Here is an 18,491-nt window from a genome sequence, read left to right on the forward strand (position 1 = left end):
GGGCACGCAGCGCAGCCAGCAGGCCGAGGCCGGGCTGCGCCAGGTGGGCGGCAGCGGCGAGCGCGCCTGGGCGCTGGAGGCTGCCGTGTTCGTGGCCCGGACCCAGGACGAGATCGTCAGCGCCCGCAACAGCGCCGGTCGCAGCGCCTTTGCCAATGCCGGCAGCACCCGGCGCCAGGGCCTGGAGCTGCAGGCCCAGGGGCCCCTGCCCCAGGGCTTGGAGGGACTGCGCTGGACCCTGGCCCTCAGCACATTGAGCGCGCGCGTGAGCGAGGCCTACACGGTCTGCGGCGCGCCTCCCTGCGGCACGGCCGGCTTGCTCGTGCCCGCCGGCGCCCGGCTGCCCGGCGCACCGGCGCGCACGCTGCGCCTGGACCTGTCCACCGCGGACGGCGCGCCCTGGCAGGCGGGGCTGACGCTCAATGCCCGCAGCCGCCTCTGGGCCGATGAGCGCAACACCGAGGCCGCCCCCGGCATGGCCCTGCTGTCGGCCTGGTGGCGCTGGCAACTGGCTGCGGACAGCAGCCTGAGCCTGCGGGCCGACAACCTGGCCGACCGGCGCCATATCGCCAGCGTGATCGTCAATGAGAGCAATGGCCGCTTCTACGAGCCGGGCCCCGGGCGGCGCCTGAGCCTGCAGCTGCAGCAGCGCTGGTGAGGCGGCGGGCCGCCGGCTCAGGCCCCGTCCAGATAGCGGACCAGCCAGACGATGAGCACCGCGGCCAGCAGCAACCAGACCAGCACGACGCCGGCCGCGGCGGCCCAGCTGCGCGGGCGCGCCAGCAGCGCTTCGGCGCGCAGGCGGGCCCGGGCCATCACGGGCGGGGGCATGAGCTTGAGCACCAGCCACAGGCCCAGCGGCACCAGCAGCAGATCATCCAGCCAGCCCAGCACCGGAATGAAGTCAGGGATCAGGTCGATGGGGCTGAGCGCATAAGCCGCCACCAGCAGGGCCAGCAGGCGCGGGCCCCGGGGGGCGGCCGGATCGCGGGCCGCGAAATAGACACTCAGAATCTCGCCCTTGAGCAGCAGGGCCCAGCTGCGCCACAGGCCTCGTCGTTTTGCCATGCCGGCATTCTGAGGCAGGCCGGCCCGACCCGCCTCAGTCGCCCATGATGACCTTGTCGCGCTTGGCCACCCATTCCTCGTAATGGGTGCCGTAGACCTCTTCGACCTTGTTGCGCTTGACCTTGAAGGTGGGGGTGATGAAGCCGTTGTCCACCGTCCAGGGGGTCTTGAGCACCACCAGGCAGTCGAGCTGCTCATGCGGATCCAGGCGGGCGTTCACATCGTCCAGATGCTGGCTGAGCTGGGCCATGAGCTGCTCGCGGTCGGCCTGGGTGCCACTGCGCTGGGCGGCGTCGGGCGAGAGCATGACCAGACCCAGGGGCTGGCCCAGATTGGCCCCGGTGACCATGCAGGCCTCCACGGCCGGGTGCATGACCAGGCGGTCCTCGATGGGTGCGGGCGCCACGTACTTGCCCTTGCTGGTCTTGAACAGATCCTTGACCCGGCCGGTGATGCGCAGGCAGCCATCGGCGCGCAGCTCGGCCTTGTCGCCGGTGCGCAGCCAGCCGTCCTCGGTGATGGCGTCGCGGCTCAGGCCGGGTTCCTTGTAGTAGCCCAGCATCAGGGCGGGGCTGCGCATCTGCAGCTCGCCATTGGCCGGATCGATGCGGGTCTCCACCCCGTCATAGGCCGGGCCCACCGTGCCCTGCTGGTTCTTGCCCGGCACGGTGATGTGGGAGACCGCCAGGTTCTCGGTCATGCCATAGCCCTCATTGATGGGCAGGCCCAGGCGCTCGTACCACTGCAGCAGGGCCAGGGGCATGGGCGCGGCACCGCCGGCGGCGATGCGGCACTGGTTCAGGCCCAGGGCCTTGAGAATCTTGCGCCGCACCAGGCCGCCGATCAGCGGGATGCCCAGCAGGCGCTCCAGCTTGGCCGGCGGCATCTTGGCGTGCACGCCCTGCTGGAACTTGACCCACAGCCGCGGCACCGAGAAGAAAACGGTGGGCAGGGCGCGCTGCAGGTCGGCGGTGAAGGTGTCCAGGCTCTCGGCAAAAAACAGGTGCATGCCGGTGCGCAGCCAGCCATGCTCCACCAGCACCCGCTCCACCACATGGGCCAGCGGCAGGTAGGAGAGCATGCGGTCCTCGCCATGCAGGGGGATGCGGGCCAGGCCGCTCTGGATGGCCCAGGCAAAGCCGGCAAAGCTGTGCATCACGCCCTTGGGGTTGCCGGTGGTGCCCGAGGTGTAGATCAGGGTGCAGAGCTCGTCCGCGCCGCGCAGGATGTCGCCGCTGAGCGGGGCGCTGCGGGCGCAGAGGGCGTCCCAGCCCTCGTACTCGGCGCGGGCCGAGTCGGGCGAGAGCGGGTAGCTGTAGCAGGGCAGGCCGGCGGGCACGCCGGGCTTCATGCCTTCCCAGCCGTCAAGCTTGCCCACGAACAGGGCCTTGGCCTCGCTGTGCTCCAGGATCTGGCGGATGGTGTCGGGCGCCAGCGTGGGATACAGCGGCACGGACACATGACCGGCCATCCAGATGGCCAGATCGCTCATCAGCCACCAGGCGCAGTTCTTGGACAGGATGGCCACCTTGGAGCCGGGCTCCCAGCCCTGGGCCTTGAGGTGGGCGGCCATGCGCCGCACCTGATCGGCCACCTGGGCCCAGCTGAAGTCCTGCACCCGGCCGCCGCCCATGGGCTGGCTCAGGGTGATGCGGTCGGGGGTCTGACGCTCCCAGTGGTACAGGCGCTGCAGGGCCAGGCTGTCGGCGGGGATGGTGGCCATCCGGGTCTCCTCTTGTAGTCTTGATAGGCAGGATAGCCCGGACCCAGAGACCCGGCGCACCCCTGTCAGGGTCTCTAGGCTAAAGATCCCGGCCACCCGCGCCTAGGGGGTTTTCGCGGCCCTGTCGCAAGTCAGAGAGAACTCTCTAAAACCGGGCGTCTCAGTCCTGGGATTCGGCCGCCTGCAGGGCCTGCAGGGCCTCGTGCAGCTGGGCCTCGGCCACGCCCTCAGCGCGCTGCACCGGCGCCTGCGCCAGAGCGGCCACGCCTTCCTTCTTCAGCCTGGCCACCCATTGGCCGGCCTCGCGGCCCTGGGCAAAGCCCTGGCTCTGCAGCAGCAGGCCGCCGTCGGCGGCATTGAGCTTGAAGTAGAACTGACCGTCGGCCTCGCGGTACTGCTTGAAGACCGGCAGGGCGGACTTGGCCTTGGCCTGGGGCGCGGCCTTGGCCTGCAGGGGCTGGAAGCGGCGCAGGCCCACGGCCTCGCGCAGGCGCTGCAGCAGCGGGGCGGCCAGGGCGCGGGCGCGGGCCGCGCCTTCCATCAGGATGGTCTCGATGCGCTCGGGCTCGGCCATCAGGGCGTCGTAGCGCGCGCGCATGGGGCCGATCTCGGCCTCGATCAGCTCGAAGAGCTGCTGCTTGGCCTCGCCCCAGGCCAGGCCGGCGCGCAGCGCGGCGCGGAAGGCCTCGCGCTGGGCGGGGGCGGCAAAGGCGTCGTAGATCTGCACCAGGTGCGAGCCCTCGGGCTCCTTGGGTTCGCCGGGCAGCTTGGAGTCGGTGACGATGCGGGCGATCGCGTCCTTGAGCGCCTTGGACCCGCCCTCGAAGAGCGGGATCACGTTGTCGTAGCTCTTGCTCATCTTGCGGCCATCCAGGCCCGGCAGCAGCTCCATCTCCTCGTCGATGCTCGCCTCGGGCAGCACAAAGAAGTCCTCGCCGCGGCCAAAGAGATGGTTAAAGCGCTGGGCCACATCGCGCGCCATCTCGATGTGCTGCACCTGGTCCTTGCCCACGGGCACGCGGTGGGCGTTGAACATCAGGATGTCGGCCGCCATCAGGATGGGGTAGCTGTACAGGCCCATGGTCACGCCGGCGTCGGCGTCCTCGCCGGCGGCCAGATTGGCGTCCACCGAGGCCTTGTAGGCATGGGCGCGGTTCATCTGGCCCTTGGAGGTGACGCAGGTCAGCAACCAGGTCAGCTCGGGAATCTCGGGGATGTCGCTCTGGCGGTAGAACACCACGCGCGAGGTGTCCAGACCCGCGGCCAGCCAGGTGGCGGCAATCTGCAGGCGCGAGGCCTCGATGCGGTCGGGCTCGTCGCACTTGATCAGGGCGTGGTAGTCCGCCATGAAGAAAAAGCTCTCCACGCCCGGCGCGCGGCTGGCCTCGATGGCGCGGCGCACCGCGCCCACGTAGTTGCCGAGATGCAGGGTGCCGGTGGTGGTGATGCCGGTGAGAACGCGTTGGGTCATGTCGTGGAAGAAGAGCTGTGGGCGGCGGGCGCAGCCGCGCCGGTGCAACACGTATTCTCGCCCAGGCTTCCGACGTGGCCGGGGCTTGGGCTAGCATCCCCCAGCGGTACTCCAGGAATGGTGATGACCCCTTTGCTGCTGGTCAGTGCGATTCAACTCGCCATGTTCGGCTTGGCCATGCTCTTGCTGTGGCGCCAGGAGTACCGCTACCGCTACGTCCGGCTGTGGGGCTGGAGCTGGGTGCTGCTGGCCCTGGGCCTGGCCGGAGGGCCGCTGATGCAGGACCACTTCGCCCCCGGTGATGTGCTGCGTGCGCTGCAGGCGCTGCTGGCCTCGGCGGCCCTGATGGGGTCGCAGCTGCTGCAGCTGATGGGCAGCCTGGACTTCCGCGGCCGGCGCCTGCGCCTGAGGCTCTGGCTGCCCGGCCTGCTCCTCGTGATGACGGTGCTCGCCACCCTGGGAACCTGGCATATGCCCAGCGCCGTGCTCTTCGGGGGCCTGGTTCTGGGGCTGGGGGCCATGGTCAGCGCCTGGCTGCTGTGGCAGCAGGGTTCCTCACAGGCGCGCTGGGTGGCTGTGTGCTTCGTGGCGGCTGGCTTGGTGCACGCCACCGGCCCCCTGCTCGACCCCTCGGGCCGTTCGGTGGTGACCTACGGGCTCGGGGCCATTGTCCAGCTGGTGCTGAGCCTGGCGCTGATCCTGCTCTCGCTCGAACGCGCACATGCCCAGGCGCGCCTGCAGGCCGAACGCTTCACACGCCTGGCCGAACGCTCGCTGCAAGGCCTGGTCGTGTTGCGCGGACGTCAGCTGCTCTACGCCAACCCTGCCGCCTTGACCATGTTCGGCTACACCGAGCTGCAAGCCGCACAGGCGAGCGATGTGCTCGATGTGCTGGTCGCCCCCGAACAGCGCGAGCAGGCCGTGCGCCGTCATCTCGAGCTGGTGCAGAACCCCGAGGCGCATTTTGAGTGGGAGGAGACCCGCCGCACGCGCGATGGCCGGCTTCTGCAACTGCATGGCTTGTCCAGCCAGATCATCTGGGACGGGGCGCCGGCGGAGCTGCTGGCCCTGATTGACGACACGGCCCGCCATGCTGCTCTGGAGGCTCTGCGCCACCAGGCCCTGCATGATGATCTGACCGAGCTGCCCAACCGCAATTTCACACTGGAGCGTCTGCGCGATCTGACTCGCCCGGGGGCCGCGCCCTTTGCGCTGGTGTCGGCCGATATCGACCGCTTCCAGCTGGTCAATGAAACCCTGGGCCACGCGGTGGGCGATGCCCTGCTGCTGGCCGTGGCGCAGCGGCTCAGGAGTGAGCTGACCGACGTGGCGACCGTCGCGCGTTTGGGTGAGGACCAGTTCGTGCTCCTCGTGCAGGGCTCTCAAGCCGGCGAGCGCGCCGAGGCACGCCGCTTTGTCGAGCGGCTGCTGCAACTCTTTCAGCGCCCCTTCGCGGTGGAGGATGCCGAGCTGCATGTGCACATCTCGGCCGGCGTGGCCCTCTTTCCTCTGGATGGCAGCGATGGCGCAGCCCTGCTGCGCGCGGCCGATACCGCGGCACACCGCGCCAAGGCGGAGCCGGGGCCCAGCTATGCGTTCTTCGAGGCGTCGATGAACCAGGCCGCTCAAGAGCGCATGCTCGCCGAGCAGTCGCTTGCCAAGGCCCTGGAAGCCGGAGAGTTCGAGCTCCTGTACCAGCCCAAGGTCCGGGCCGGCTCGCGCGAGCTGCTGGGCTTCGAGGCCCTGGTTCGCTGGCAACGACCCGGGCACGGCCAGGTCAGCCCGGCGGAATTCGTGCCGGCCTCCGAGCGCACCGGGCAGATACAGGCCCTGGGAGGGCTGATCGTCGCACTGGCGACGCGTCAGCTGCGCGACTGGCTCGATCGCTTCGGGGCGGTGCTGCCGGTGGCCATCAATGTCTCGCCGCTTCAGTTCGAGGACGCACGCTTCGTGCCGCGCCTGCTGGCCGCCACCGAGGCACTGGATCTGCCACGAGGCTGCCTGCAGATCGAGATGACCGAGTCCGCCGCGATCGGCCATATTGAAGAGGTCCGGCCGCAGCTGGAGCGGCTGCGTCAGGCCGGCGTGCTGTGTGCGCTGGATGACTTCGGCACCGGTCAGTCATCGCTGACCATGCTGCGCCAGCTGCCGATCTACTCGATGAAACTGGATCGCAGCATGATCGCGCCCCTGCCTCAGCACGAGGCGAGCGCGGTGGTACGCGCCACCTGCGCCCTGGGCCATTCGCTGGGCCTGGAGGTGGTGGCCGAGGGCGTCGAGACCGAAGAGCAGGCCCTGGCGGTTGAGGCGCTGGGATGCACCCAGCTGCAGGGCTATCACCTGGGACGGCCGCTGCACAGCACGGCAGCCGGCGAGCTGCTGGCGTGCAATCTGAGCGGGGCGCTCAGTGCGCCATCGTCTCGCCCAGACGCACCGGACCCGCCGGTGCCCAGGCCGGGTTGAAGTTCAGCTTCTGGGCGGCAGGGAAGAGCATCACGACGGTGGAGCCCAGCAGGAAGCGGCCCATTTCCTCGCCTTGCTGCAGGCGGATGTCCTGGTCGGCATAGGACCATTCGCGCACCTGGCCGGGGCGCGGCGGGTTCACCACCCCATGCCAAGTGGTGAACATGGAGCCCACCACAGTGGCGCCCACCAGCACCAGCACGAAGGGGCCCTGCTCGCCCTCGAACACGCAGACCACGCGCTCGTTGCGCGCGAACAGCCCCGGCACGCCGCGCGCCGTGACCGGATTCACCGAGAACAGCTCGCCCGGCACATGGATCATGCGCAGCAGGCGCCCGGCGCAGGGCATATGGATGCGGTGGTAGTCGCGCGGGCTCAGGTAGAGGTTGGCAAAGAAGCCGTCCTGAAACTGCGCCGCCAAGCCGGCATCGCCGCCCACCAGGGCCGTGGTGCTGAACTGATGCCCCTTGGCCTGGAAAATCTGATCGCCCTGGATCACGCCGAACTGGCTGATGGCGCCGTCCACCGGACAGATCAGCGAAGCCGCGGCCAACGGACGCGCCCCCTCGCGCAGCGGCCGGGTGAAGAACTCGTTGAAGCTGGCATAGGCCGCCGGATCGGGGTTGGCCGCCTCAGCCATATTGACGCCATAGCGGGCAATGAAGCGACGTATGGCCCACTGCGTCAGGCCGCCCAGGCGCGCCGAGGCAAAAGCCCCCGCCAGCCGGGTCAGAGCCTGCTTGGGCAGCAGGTGTTGCAGCAGCACGGCAAGACGTTCGGACAAGGCAGACCCCGGGGCTTGAGTTGGGTGAGGCGCGGATTGTAGAGGCCGACCACCCGGCGGCTGGGGCACCAGAAGGCTCAGGGCGGGCACACGCCCGGATCACCGCAAAACACTCGCAAACACCATCTTCTTTGCGCAAATGGGCGCACACGGCGCCAACGTCTTTGTGTGCCCCCGCATTCACGGGGTGCGGAGACCTCGGCGTGCCGCAATGACACAGGAGATTCACGCTTTCCCTGAAGCATGGGGCTTTGCTGCACTGCAGTATGTCCGCCACAGGTTTTCCATCACCGAGGGAGTCTCACCATGTCCAAGCGATTCTTTGCCCTGGCCGCCTTGGCGGCGGCCAGCCTGTCGGCCCAGGCCCAGGTCCAGCTGACGGCCGGTTCTCTGAGCTACAGCCAGAACTTCGACACCCTGGCCAGCAGCGGTACCAGCAGCAGCCTGCCAACTGGCTGGGCACTTTTTGAAAAGGGTACGAGCAACAACGTCAACAACAGTTATGGCGCTGGCGACGGCAACGGCAACGCCGGCAATACCTACAGCTTCGGCAAGGCAGGTAGCACCGAACGTGCCCTGGGTAGCCTGCGCTCGGGCACCCTGGAACCGATGTTCGGCGTGTCCTTCCTCAACCTGGCCGGCCGCGCCATCGAGAGCGTGAGCATCGGCTACACCGGCGAGCAGTGGCGCCTGGGCGGCACGGGCCGCAATGACCGCCTGAGCTTCCAGTACAGCACCGATGCCACTGCACTGAACAGCGGAACCTGGACCAGCGTGAGCGCCCTGGACTTCATCGCCCCGAAGAGCAGCGGCGCCACCGTTCTGGACGGCAATGCCGCCGCCAACCGCAGCGCGCTCTCGGGCAGCATCGCCGGCCTGAACCTGGCCCAGGGCGGCAGCCTCTGGCTGCGCTGGACAGATCCCAAGGTGGCCTCGGGCTCTGACGACGGCCTGGCCATCGACGACTTCAGCTTCAACGCCACCCTGGCCCCCGTGCCCGAGCCCAGCACCTACGCCGTGCTGCTGGCCGGCCTGTGCGCCGTGGGCCTGATGAGCCGTCGCCGCCTGGGTCGCTAAGCCAGAGGCCGCCGGGCTGCCGCCTTTCAGCGCGGCCCGGCCAATTTGCGCGCGCGCTTGGCCGCGTACATGGCCTGGTCGGCTGCGGCCAGCCAGGCATCGAGCGTGGCGTGTCGCTCGCGGTCAAAGGACACCGCGCCCACACTGAAGTCCAGGGCATATCCCCGCGCGCTGCTGAGGTTGTAGGCCTGGAGCAGGCTGCGCAGGCGCTCCAGCGCAGCGCTGGCCTGCTCGGGCGTGCTCTCGGTCAGCAGGACCAGGAACTCGTCCCCCCCTTGGCGGGCAATCACATCCGAGCCCCGGAAGGCTTCACCCAGGCACTGGGCGAAGGCCTTCAGGGCCAGATCGCCCTCGGCATGGCCGAAGCGGTCATTGATGGGCTTGAACTCGTCCAAGTCCATGTAGAGCAGGGTCGCGGGCTGGCGATGCCGCTGACACCACTGCAGCGCATGCTGGGCCAGCGCCATGAAGCCGCGGCGGTTGGACAGGCCGGTCAGCTCATCCAGCGTGGCCATCTGCACAGCGGCCAGTTCCTGCTCGGCCATGCGCGCCAGATCGCGCAGCAGGGCCAGATCATCCGCGCCCATCTGGCGCGGCTCGGTGTCGATCAGGCACAGGGTACCCAGACGCCCGCCCACGCCGACCGACAAGGGGCAACCCGCATAGAAGCGGATATGGGGCTCACCCGTCACCAGCGGGTTGTCGGCAAAGCGCGGGTCCTGCGTGGCATCGGGAATGAGGAAGATCTCGTCGGCCAGGATGGCATGGCCGCAGAACGAGATCTCCCGCGGCGTTTCAGACATGTCCAGGCCCACGCAGGACTTGAACCACTGCCGGTGCGCATCGACCAGGCTGATGAGCACGATGGGAACGCCGAACAGGCGCTTGGCCAAGCGAGTCAGACGGTCGAAGCGCTCCTCTGCAGGCGTGTCGAGGAGATTCAACCCCCTCAGGGTCGCAAGACGCTGTGCCTCATCGGGGGGCAGATCCGGTATTTGCATGGCGACAGCCGCAAAATTGGGGGCAGCCGCAGTCTAGCCCGCCGATTGAGGCCCGCAAGGCCCATCGAGGCCACGGATCCGCGTCCCCGGCGGCGTAACATCCTTGTGCACTCTCGCCCCAGGGCGCGGTTCTCACGATCAATCAAAAAAAGGACTTTGCGATGCGCTTGCTGTCATCCCTTGCACGCGGCCTGTCGGCTGCGGCCCTGCTACCCAGCCTCCTGCTGCTGGCCAGCCCCGGCGCTCAAGCCCGCGGCGATGGCTGGCGCCAATGCGCCACCGAAGGCTCGGTTTGCGAAGTCCGGGGCAATGCCCTCGTACGCTACGGCGTACCCGGCAACTGGGCCACGCGCTCGGTGCGGGGCGAGGTAATGTGCAGCAACGAGACCTTTGGCGACCCGGCGCCCGGGTCGCCGAAACGCTGCGAGGTCGCAGGTCGCAACGGCGGCGGCCCGCAGGACGATGCCGATGACTATGTGTTCTGCGCCACGGAAGGCCAGGTTTGCCGCTTCCGCGGCTCGGCCGATGTGCGATTTGGAACCGGAGACCGCTTTGCCACCCGGCGCGCCCATGGCAGCGTGCGTTGCGACGTCACGGCCTTCGGAGACCCACACTTTGGCGTGACCAAGCATTGCGAGGTGCCGCGTCGCGCGCTGCTGGGCAGTGACAACGGGGGCTCGGGCGGCTCCTGGGGCAATGATGACGGCTGGCGCTACTGCGCCGCGGAGGGGCAGACCTGCAAGGTACGGGGACGTGCCACGGTGCGCTTCGGCGACGGTCAGCGCTTTGCCAAGCGTGACGTCAACGGCGAGGTGGCCTGCACGACCGATGTGTTCGGCGATCCCAGTCACGGTGTGATCAAGCACTGCGAAGTCCAGACTTCCGGCTGGGGCGGCGGCTGGGGCGGAGAGGGCAGCAGCCAGCGCTGGCAGGCTTGTGCCGACGAGGGCGGCTTGTGCCGTTTCAGCGGCCGGGCCCAGGTGCGCTACGGCACGGCCGGGCGCTATCAGTACCGCGACGCCTGGGACACTGTGCGCTGCAACAACGATGCATTTGGCGGCGATCCCTACCCGAACCGCCGCAAGCGCTGCGAGGTGCTGCGCTAGGCCGCCTACACCGCCCCGGGCAAATCGCCCGCCGTCCGTGCTGTCGGTTTGCGCTCAACGTGGAACCGAAGGGGACAGCTGAATCAACAACTTGGCTGCGGCACTGTCAACGAGATTGGAAACGCTGTTCCCTTCAAGTTGGAACTATCGGTTATTTGTATCGATCAAGATGGAACTGGAGGGGTGAAGCACCAGGAGGGGAAGATCTACTTCGCAATCAGCGGGGGCGGAAATCGCTGCACCATACCCGTCGTGAACCGCCACTGCTACGGTTTGTGGATGCTGTGCACCATTGCACTGCAGAGAAACCACCCCGACACAGGTGCTCAGCTGGTCTTGGACATGACCAAGCAGCTTTGCTCTTCCAGCTCGCGGGCTTCCCAGGCCTACCGCGCGGCCTCGGCATGAGCGAGCCCATTCGCACTGGGCGGGTGGCACAGATACCGGAAAATCGACCGGCAACGGCCGGAGCGACGCATCATTTGATGACCCACCGCAGAGCCGATGGACGATGAATCAGCACAAGCCCTGAGAGTTTTTGTCGCTAAGGCTGGCCACCCACGCCACTTCCCCTTCATGCTGAGGCGACGGTTGCTGAGTTAAACGTCAGCTCGTTGTCTTTGCGGGGCGAGTTCACCCCGTGCCCACGCGACCACGCGAGTGGTCCGTAGGGCTCTCGCAACGCTTTGCGGGTCAGCTTCACTCGGTGGGCTGAACACGGGCGTTGTAGCCCGCCACTTACCGCGCGTAAACCCAGCCCGGGAAGGCATCGTTCTCTGCATAGAAGATCAGCAGATCCCGCTTTTCGATTGAACTCGGCTGCCGATCACCGAACACCTCCAGAGTCTCGTTGGCGACATGCACTTCCAAGAAGTAGACAAGCCCCTGCTCCGAGATTTCTTTGGGCGGCTTGAATTCACCATCCAATTGCACAGCAACAGCAGGTGAAGTCGCGGACCACGGCTTTGCAGCAAAGATACACAGGCCGTCATCCAAGCCACTTGGCAAGCTGTCAATGAGAGTACCCAGATCCATGGTCGTAAGCCTCAGTAGTCGGCGCCCCACAGCTTGAAGCCGCCGGTCTGGTTTGGGTGCAGCAATGGCTGCCATGGAGCGCCTTGATGCTGAGCGCGCGGAACCAGTTGCAAAGTACCCGGCTGATTCGGTACGTGATGCCAGCTCCAATTCGCGGGACTTTGATCCAATCGCTGAGGGATCTTTACGCCCAGCTCGCCCATCATCTTTCCAAACGCGGGATCCTTGTTCATAGCCGAAGCAAGACTCTTGTTCGCGTCAGTGAAATGCGAACCCCGAGTTCCAACCCCAGCTTTGGCAATGGTCGTCTCGAAGGCCACCGAATGAGCAGGCGCCGCCGTTCCCTTTGCGGATTGCCGCCCACTAAGACCAAGGGACGCAGCCATCATAAGACCGTCTGCAGTTGAAAGGCCGGTCCCTCGCGCCCCATCAGCCGCGATGTCGATCAGCGCCTGGTCACCCGTTGCCAAACCAACCGCCGTCGCAGCCAAGCTCGCCAGGCCTGTTCCCGAGGCCTGCACCATCGGGTTGCGAGTGGGATCAATCCGATCCCGGCGCTCCTCCCACCATCCCGGCAAACGGTCCGCGACGCGCCCCGCATAGTCGGTCACATAGTTCCCCGCCTGCGTGGCCAGCAGCCCATCCGGATCATTGAAGAGCACCGGGTTTCCATCCGCATAGGCATACGGGTTGATGCCCCCCGCCAAGCCCAGCGGATCGCGGCTCGCAAAGCGCCCCGTGCCCGGCTGGTAATACCGGGCCCGGTAGAACATCAGCCCCGACAAGTCGGGCTCGCGCCCGGTGTAGCCATAGACCGGGATCGCCCCGCCGCTGGCGCTCAAGAGCTGCCCCCAGGCATCGAAGCGCTGCACCAGGGTGCCCGCGTTGGCAGCATCCAGGCTCAGCCCCACTTCGGCCAGAGCCACCACGCTCCCATTGCGTGCCGCGGTGAAGTCCACCCTCACCGCGCTGGCGCTCTGCGCGGTGAAACTCAGCTCAGGGCTGTCCTGCGAGCTGTTGTTGGCCAGGCTTGCCACTGCACGCCACTGCCCGTCCAGACCGCGCAGCGAGACGCTGGCATTGCGCACGACGGTGTCAGCGCTCTGACCCATCGCCCGCCACAGCTTGACCCGATTCAGGCGCTGGCCTTGGGCACCGAGTTCCAGCGTGATGGAGGCGTTGGCTGCATTGCCCTGCCAGGCCCCCGCCAGCGGATCGCCGTCGATCAGGCCGGCGCTGGGGAAAGCTGCCTCATCCACGCTGCCACTGGCGTTGATGCCATCAGCCCGGGCCTCGGTGGCCACTCGAGCCTCGTTCAGCCCCGCCACGATGCTGCCCAGGCCGTCGCTCAGATAGGCCAGGGTCTGCGCCTGCGGCGTGCCACTGGCCGCACCGCTCAGGCGCAGCAGCGGTTCGTCGCGATCCGCGCCGTGCGCGTAGACCGCGGCCGGCGCTCCAACCATGGGGAGCGCGCCCGACCATTCGGCGGCGATATCCTCACCCTGGTACAGGTAGTGGGTGACGGCCGCACCGCTGGTCTTGCGCACGCGCCGCCCGGTGTCGTCATAGGCATAGGCCTCGGTGACGGCTCCCGCACCACTGCGGATGAGCGAGACCAGTTGCTCCAAACCGTCCCAGGCCAAGTTGCTGACGTGGCTGGTGCCGCCGCTGGCGCTGCAGTCGCCGGCCGTGGCGCTGACGCTGCCTCCGGTACCGGCATCGCAGCTCTTGACCAGGTTGCCGTTGTCGTCCCAGCGCTGGGCCAATGTAATGCCGACCGTGCCGACCACTTGTTGGATCTGCTGCAGCTGGTGCGCCGCGTCGAAGCTCGAGGTCCATCGCTGGGTGACCGGACTGCCCAGTGTGCGCTCGATGCGGTTGCCGAATAGGTCGAAGGCAAAGCCCTGTTCCTGGGCGGCGTTGCCATTGCCCACCTTCTTGAGGCGGTTCAGCGCGTCGTAGCCATAGCTCCACGTATCCGTGGCACCACCGCTACGCTGACTCAGCGTCTGGCGGTTGCCCCAAAGGTCGTAGCCATAGCTGCTGCTGGCCAGTACCGTGCTGCCCTGCTGATGACTGATGGCCTGCAGGCTGCCGTCGGCAAACCAGCTATAGCGGCTCGTCAGGCCGCTGCCTTCAAGCGTGCGCTCACGCAGGCGGCCGGCAGGGTCGAGCGTGATCGTCAAGGTCTGGCCATTGGGCGCGACGATGGCACTGAGCCGGCCCACGCCGTCGTACTTGAAGTCCCAGCGGTGCGTGGGTGAGGCTGCCGCTGCGTCGTCAGCCAAGCTCACACCAGCCAGGCGGCCGCCGGGTGTCCAGCGGTAGATCAGCGTCTTGCCGCCGCGGCTGTCGCCGATGCGCACCAGGCGCTGCGCCGCGTCATAGGCGTAGTCGTAGGCCAGCAGCAGATTGCCGCCAGCGTCGCTGGTTTCGGCGCGCGTAACCTGGCCCAGCGCATTGCGGGTCCAGCTGACCTCCTGCCCACCGCTGCTGCCTTGCGCTGGCACGCGGCGTGCGCTGAGGGTGCCAAACAGCTTGCTGTCGTAGAAGTAGTCGGTCTTCAGCCCGCGCTTGGCCTGCTCCGGGCTCTGGCTGAAGGCCAGATTGCCGTAGAAGTCGTAGCCATAGCGCCAGACACGTCCCAGCGGGTCGCTGCGGCTCAGGCGCTGCCCGAAATCGTCCCAGCTCTGAGAGAGTTGCAGCTTCAGGCTGGCGTCCGCGAAGTCGCAACGGTCACGACTCGTGTCGGTCGTCGGACCCGCCCAGATCTCGGTGGCATTGCCCAGCGAGTCAAAGCGCGTGCAGACCTGGAGCCGCTTGCCATCGTCGTCCGGCGCCCCGAGGCTACGCACCACACGGCCCAGCTCGTCATAGAACTGATGACTCTGGCGGGTGCTGCTCCCGTCTGCGGCGATCACGGTCGTCCGAATCGCGTTTCCCTGGGCGTCGTACTCGAACTCCAGCGCCCGGCCGCGCGACTGCCCGGTGATCACGGGCTGGGTGATACGACGCAGCCGACCGTCAAAGTTGCTCGGCCCCCAGTACTGGTAGGCGACCGCGTTCCCGTTGGGATCCGTGACACTGAGAACGCGCCCCACCGCGTCGAGCTGTGTGAACACACGGTTGTCTTCAGCATCGAAGGCCGCCACAGGCCTGTTCAGCTCGTCGAACTCGGTGCTTAAGGTGAAATTGTCAGCCGACGTGCGCGCGACCGGGTTCCCCGCGGCGTCGTATGCGACGCTGCTGAGATTGCCGGCACCGTCCAGGGTCCGGATCAGACGATCTTGACCGTCATAGCTGAACACCTGGCTGTCCAGGCGCGCGCCGCCGGCGCCCATGAGCTCGGTCTCGATGAGATTGCCATTGCCGTCGTAGCGCAGCTTGCGCGGCTGGCCGAGCCCGTCGGAGGTCTGGATCGGGCGGTCCAGCGCATCATGGGTCTGGCTGGTGGGGTACCAACGTGTATCCACGCCCACAGTCAGGCGGTTGAGGCTGTCGTATGAGAAGGCAGAGCTGGTTTCGTTCACCGTCTTTCCGCTGCGATTCCCGCTGCGACCAAGACTCAGCACATTGAGCCGGTTGGTATCCCAGTTGCGAGTCAAGCTCGGCCCGGTACCGGCGCTGAAGTCCTTGACCCGGGTCAGGGTGACCGGATTGCCGGAGGCATCGAAGCTGGTGCGATGCCAGGCCACGATATCGGCCGGTGCGGGCTGGGTGCCCGCGACACCGGCCACGCCGGCGCGCAGCACGATGCTGTCGGTCAGGTTGCCGCGAGCGTCGTAGCGCATCCAGCGCCAGTTACCGCGCGCATCCTTCACCCGCTGGGGCTGGGCAAAAGCGTTGTAGTCGCGGTACTCCAGCGTCGCCCCGCTAGGCAGGGTGACGGTCTCCAGCAGGTCGGCCGCGTTGTAGCTGTAACTGGTGCGCCGTCCGATCGGATCGGTCGCGGAGAGGCGGTTGTACGGCTTGGCAGGGTCGTAGCTGTACTGGTGGATGCCTCCCGCCTCGTCAACGATGCGGACCGGGTTGCCGTAGGCGTCGAAGCTGTGCCGGCGCTCGTGGCCGCGCTCGTTGAGCGTCCAGGCTTCCTTGTTGAACAGGTTGTAGTGGAAGCTCATCGAGCTCTCACTGATCAGCTTGCCATCGACGCCGAAGGGCGTATGCCTGAAGACCTGCCCCCCGCTGTAGTACTCGAACTCCATGCCGTTCCCGCGCGGATGGATGAAGCGTTTGAGCAAGCGATTGAGCTTGGGGCCGTCGCTTGCACCGTAGTAGGTGTAGCGATGGGCCTGGCTAAGCGCGTCTGTGTACTGGGTGAGCGTGCCGTCCGTGTAGGCATAGCTGACCTTGCGTCCGCTGAAGTCGGTGACCCTCTCGATGCGCCCACCGCTCCAAGTGAAGGTCAGCACTTGGCGTCCAAGTCCGTCCACGACGCTGGCGAGTTGCTCGCCGCTGTAGTTCAGGTTGAGGCTGTTGCCGTTGCGGTCAGTGATCGAAAGCAACTTCGCCACCACCGAAGCACCCGGCGCCGGAACACCGGCGGGCCCGACGGCGGAAGCAAAGAGATAGACGCTGCCGTCACGCTCGCGGATGCGGAACTTCCCGTCGTCGGCGCCGCCGGATACACGGCTCAATTCGGAGCTGCTCCCGGGCGACCGACTCAGCACCGCACCGCGGGCGATATCGCCCCCGCTATGGCTGGCCGTAGAGAAGAAGCTCTCCGACCCGTTTCCACCGGTCCACCCGAGCTTGGCCAGACCGCCCTCGACGCCGTACAGGCGCAGCTGGTGATGGAAGCTGTGGGTCCAGCCATGGCCCAGCGGACCGTCCTGGCCACTTGCAGCGCCGTTGTACCAGCGCTTCAGCACGATGGGCAGACCACGCCCCTTGACGACCAGGTCTGTATGGTCATGAATCAGGTTGCCGTTGAGCAGGTTGACCGGGTCGCCGGCGATGCTCATCAGCTGGTTCAGACCCTTGCCGGCGCTGGCCAGCCAGACAGGCCCTCCGCTACCGGTCTGGCTCAGGAAGGACGGAGCCTGCGCGTTGGGGGCAAAGACGCTCTTGACCGGCGTGCTGTTCAGCAGCGGGAAGCCGCCCGAGATAGACCCGTTGATGATCGCGCCGTAGACCCCCAGCGTGGCGTTCTCGCTCATGTAGACCACGCCGCGCCAGGCCTTGCTGGGATCCACCGCGTCTGCATAGGCGATCTGCGCACGGGGTACGGTGACGGTGGCCCCCTGCTGCACCTCGCGCTGCAGCAGGGGCTTGTAGGCCGCCATACTGCCCGGCCCGCTAATCTGCATCAGGCTGTCGTAGCTGCCAATGTTGTCGGCGCGCAGAGTGACCAGGGTCACGCCGGTCTCGCTGGCGTATTGCAGGCCGCGCACCGTGGACACAGCGTCGGTGCGCAGGGCCTGCTGCCAGACGTAGTGTTCCAGGGCGGAGCTGCCGTAGAGGGAGAGCTTGGCGAGATCCCGCTGCTCGGCACGCAGCGTCTGGACGCGGTTGGCAGAAAAATCGGCCGCCGTATCGATACGCACGAAGCCGTAGGTGCCACCCTTGAAGTCGACATACGCGCCCGCGGGCTTGACGGTCAGCGGCAGATCGAAGAGGTAGTCGGTCTTGATCTCCGACCCGGTCAATCCGATGTCGTACAGGCCGGCAGAGAGGTAGCCACGCAGCTCGGCGATGCGGCGGTCCGACTGTTCGGTGTCATGGATGTACTGCTGCAGGACCAGGTGCAGCAACTCGCCCACCGTGCTGTCGTAGGCCGCGCCCGCGGCGGGCGTGGGGGCAGAAGGGTTGGCCTGCACCGCATCGGCGAGCTTGTCGGCGCGTGAGTCCAACAAAGCCGAAGTGGCTTGCCCTCCGTTGAACCCCAGCGCATAGAAGCCGCCCGCCTTGACACCCTCGTAGACGGTCTTGTTGAGGCAGCTCGCGTCGGGATCCTTGGGATCGGTGATGACTCCGCTGTCGGCAATGCAGGAACCGCGTGTCTTCTCGCCTTGGACGAGCTTCATCGTGATCACATGCTCAGACCCGAGCGCAAGCGTGCTGGAACCTGTCGCCTGGACAGTGCCATCCAATGTGAGCACGGGGCTGACCCGAACAGCACCTGCGGGCAGCGACCGAAGGCTACCGCCCCAGGCATTCCACAGCGGCTGGCTAGCGGCGTCGGGCTGATAGCTGAGTGTCAGACGACCCTGCAGGCCCTGCGGGAGGCTTACCGTGGTGCTGGCCAATGCCGCGCCTGCGGTGCTGGCCTTGACCTGCACCGTAAAGCGATGACGATGCTCGGGCGGAATGGCGGCGGTCTCTGCCGAACTGCCGCCCGGCCATGCCGTGAATCTGATCACCATGTGCGGCAAAGCGCCCGGCAGTACATCCATGCGCGGGGACTTCGGGCGTCCGGTGTACGGGATGTCAACCAGGGCGGCGTCGGCGCGCACACCACGCGCAGCCTGCTCGGTCTTGTCGGCATAGTAGTCAGGGGGCAGCTGGGCGCTGCGCGCTGCCAGGTAGGCGTCATAGAAGCCGCTATCGAGCGGCACATTGACCGCGATGCCAGCCTGGTACTCCGCGTCTCGGAAGGCCGGATCCATCGGCACCCAGCGATAGCCCGAGGCCTCAGAGAACCCGCCGCGGTAGGACGAGAACGGAACGCAGGCTTGAACCCAGACATGGTCCATCGTCAAGCCCTGGGTTGTCCCGTTAAGGATGAGCTGTGCCGCCGGAACCCCTTGATCCAAGTAGGCAA

Annotated in this window: 11 protein-coding genes; 4 read left to right on the forward strand and 7 right to left on the reverse strand. The window is 67.2% G+C overall.

Annotation, left to right across the window (positions count from 1 at the left end; genetic code table 11):
• Positions 1 to 658: TonB-dependent receptor domain-containing protein (locus ACK5F2_RS01470; protein WP_409862260.1), on the forward strand; the 658-nt coding region annotated here is incomplete at its 5' end.
• Between the two features lie 17 nt (positions 659 to 675).
• Here ACK5F2_RS01470 and ACK5F2_RS01475 read toward each other — a convergent pair.
• The 3 genes from ACK5F2_RS01475 to ACK5F2_RS01485 form a co-directional block, all read right to left on the reverse strand.
• Positions 676 to 1,068, reverse strand: coding sequence for a YkvA family protein (locus ACK5F2_RS01475; RefSeq protein WP_409862261.1), 393 nt, complete (start codon positions 1,066 to 1,068; stop codon positions 676 to 678).
• 34 nt (positions 1,069 to 1,102) lie between these two features.
• A complete protein-coding gene (locus tag ACK5F2_RS01480; protein ID WP_409862262.1) occupies positions 1,103 to 2,791 on the reverse strand; it encodes an AMP-binding protein in 1,689 nt (562 codons plus the stop codon).
• Positions 2,792 to 2,951: 160 nt separating this feature from the next.
• Entirely contained in the window at positions 2,952 to 4,262 is a 1,311-nt protein-coding gene (locus ACK5F2_RS01485; RefSeq protein WP_409862263.1) for a tryptophan--tRNA ligase, read from the reverse strand.
• Positions 4,263 to 4,385: 123 nt separating this feature from the next.
• Between ACK5F2_RS01485 and ACK5F2_RS01490 the strand changes: the two genes are divergently transcribed.
• Positions 4,386 to 6,725 carry a putative bifunctional diguanylate cyclase/phosphodiesterase gene (locus ACK5F2_RS01490; protein WP_409862265.1) on the forward strand — a complete coding sequence of 780 codons (2,340 nt, stop codon included), beginning with the start codon at positions 4,386 to 4,388 and terminating at the stop codon, positions 6,723 to 6,725.
• On the opposite strand, the gene asd is transcribed toward ACK5F2_RS01490, so the two are convergent.
• Positions 6,667 to 7,509, reverse strand: coding sequence for an archaetidylserine decarboxylase (gene asd, locus ACK5F2_RS01495; RefSeq protein ID WP_409862266.1), 843 nt, complete (start codon positions 7,507 to 7,509; stop codon positions 6,667 to 6,669). The two genes, ACK5F2_RS01490 and asd, sit on opposite strands and share 59 nt — an antisense overlap.
• Positions 7,510 to 7,815: 306 nt before the next feature.
• Between asd and ACK5F2_RS01500 the strand changes: the two genes are divergently transcribed.
• Entirely contained in the window at positions 7,816 to 8,586 is a 771-nt protein-coding gene (locus ACK5F2_RS01500; RefSeq protein ID WP_409862268.1) for a PEP-CTERM sorting domain-containing protein, read from the forward strand.
• 26 nt (positions 8,587 to 8,612) lie between these two features.
• Here the strand turns inward: ACK5F2_RS01500 and ACK5F2_RS01505 are convergent, their stop codons facing one another.
• Positions 8,613 to 9,587, reverse strand: a complete 975-nt coding sequence (locus ACK5F2_RS01505; RefSeq protein ID WP_409862269.1) for a diguanylate cyclase — start codon at positions 9,585 to 9,587, stop codon at positions 8,613 to 8,615.
• Between the two features lie 161 nt (positions 9,588 to 9,748).
• Between ACK5F2_RS01505 and ACK5F2_RS01510 the strand changes: the two genes are divergently transcribed.
• Complete coding sequence (locus tag ACK5F2_RS01510) at positions 9,749 to 10,693, forward strand: hypothetical protein (protein ID WP_409862271.1); 945 nt, start codon at positions 9,749 to 9,751, stop codon at positions 10,691 to 10,693.
• A 738-nt stretch (positions 10,694 to 11,431) separates the two neighbouring features.
• Here the strand turns inward: ACK5F2_RS01510 and ACK5F2_RS01515 are convergent.
• Together ACK5F2_RS01515 and ACK5F2_RS01520 are read right to left on the reverse strand one after the other, a co-directional pair.
• Positions 11,432 to 11,728 (reverse strand): hypothetical protein, encoded by a 297-nt coding sequence (locus ACK5F2_RS01515; protein ID WP_409862272.1) that lies wholly within the window; start codon positions 11,726 to 11,728, stop codon positions 11,432 to 11,434.
• 11 nt (positions 11,729 to 11,739) lie between these two features.
• A complete protein-coding gene (locus tag ACK5F2_RS01520) occupies positions 11,740 to 18,423 on the reverse strand; it encodes an RHS repeat-associated core domain-containing protein (protein WP_409862273.1) in 6,684 nt (2,227 codons plus the stop codon).
• Positions 18,424 to 18,491: the final 68 nt, after the last annotated feature.

This window comes from Roseateles sp., assembly GCF_046300915.1.
In the GTDB taxonomy this organism is placed as follows: domain Bacteria; phylum Pseudomonadota; class Gammaproteobacteria; order Burkholderiales; family Burkholderiaceae_C; genus Kinneretia.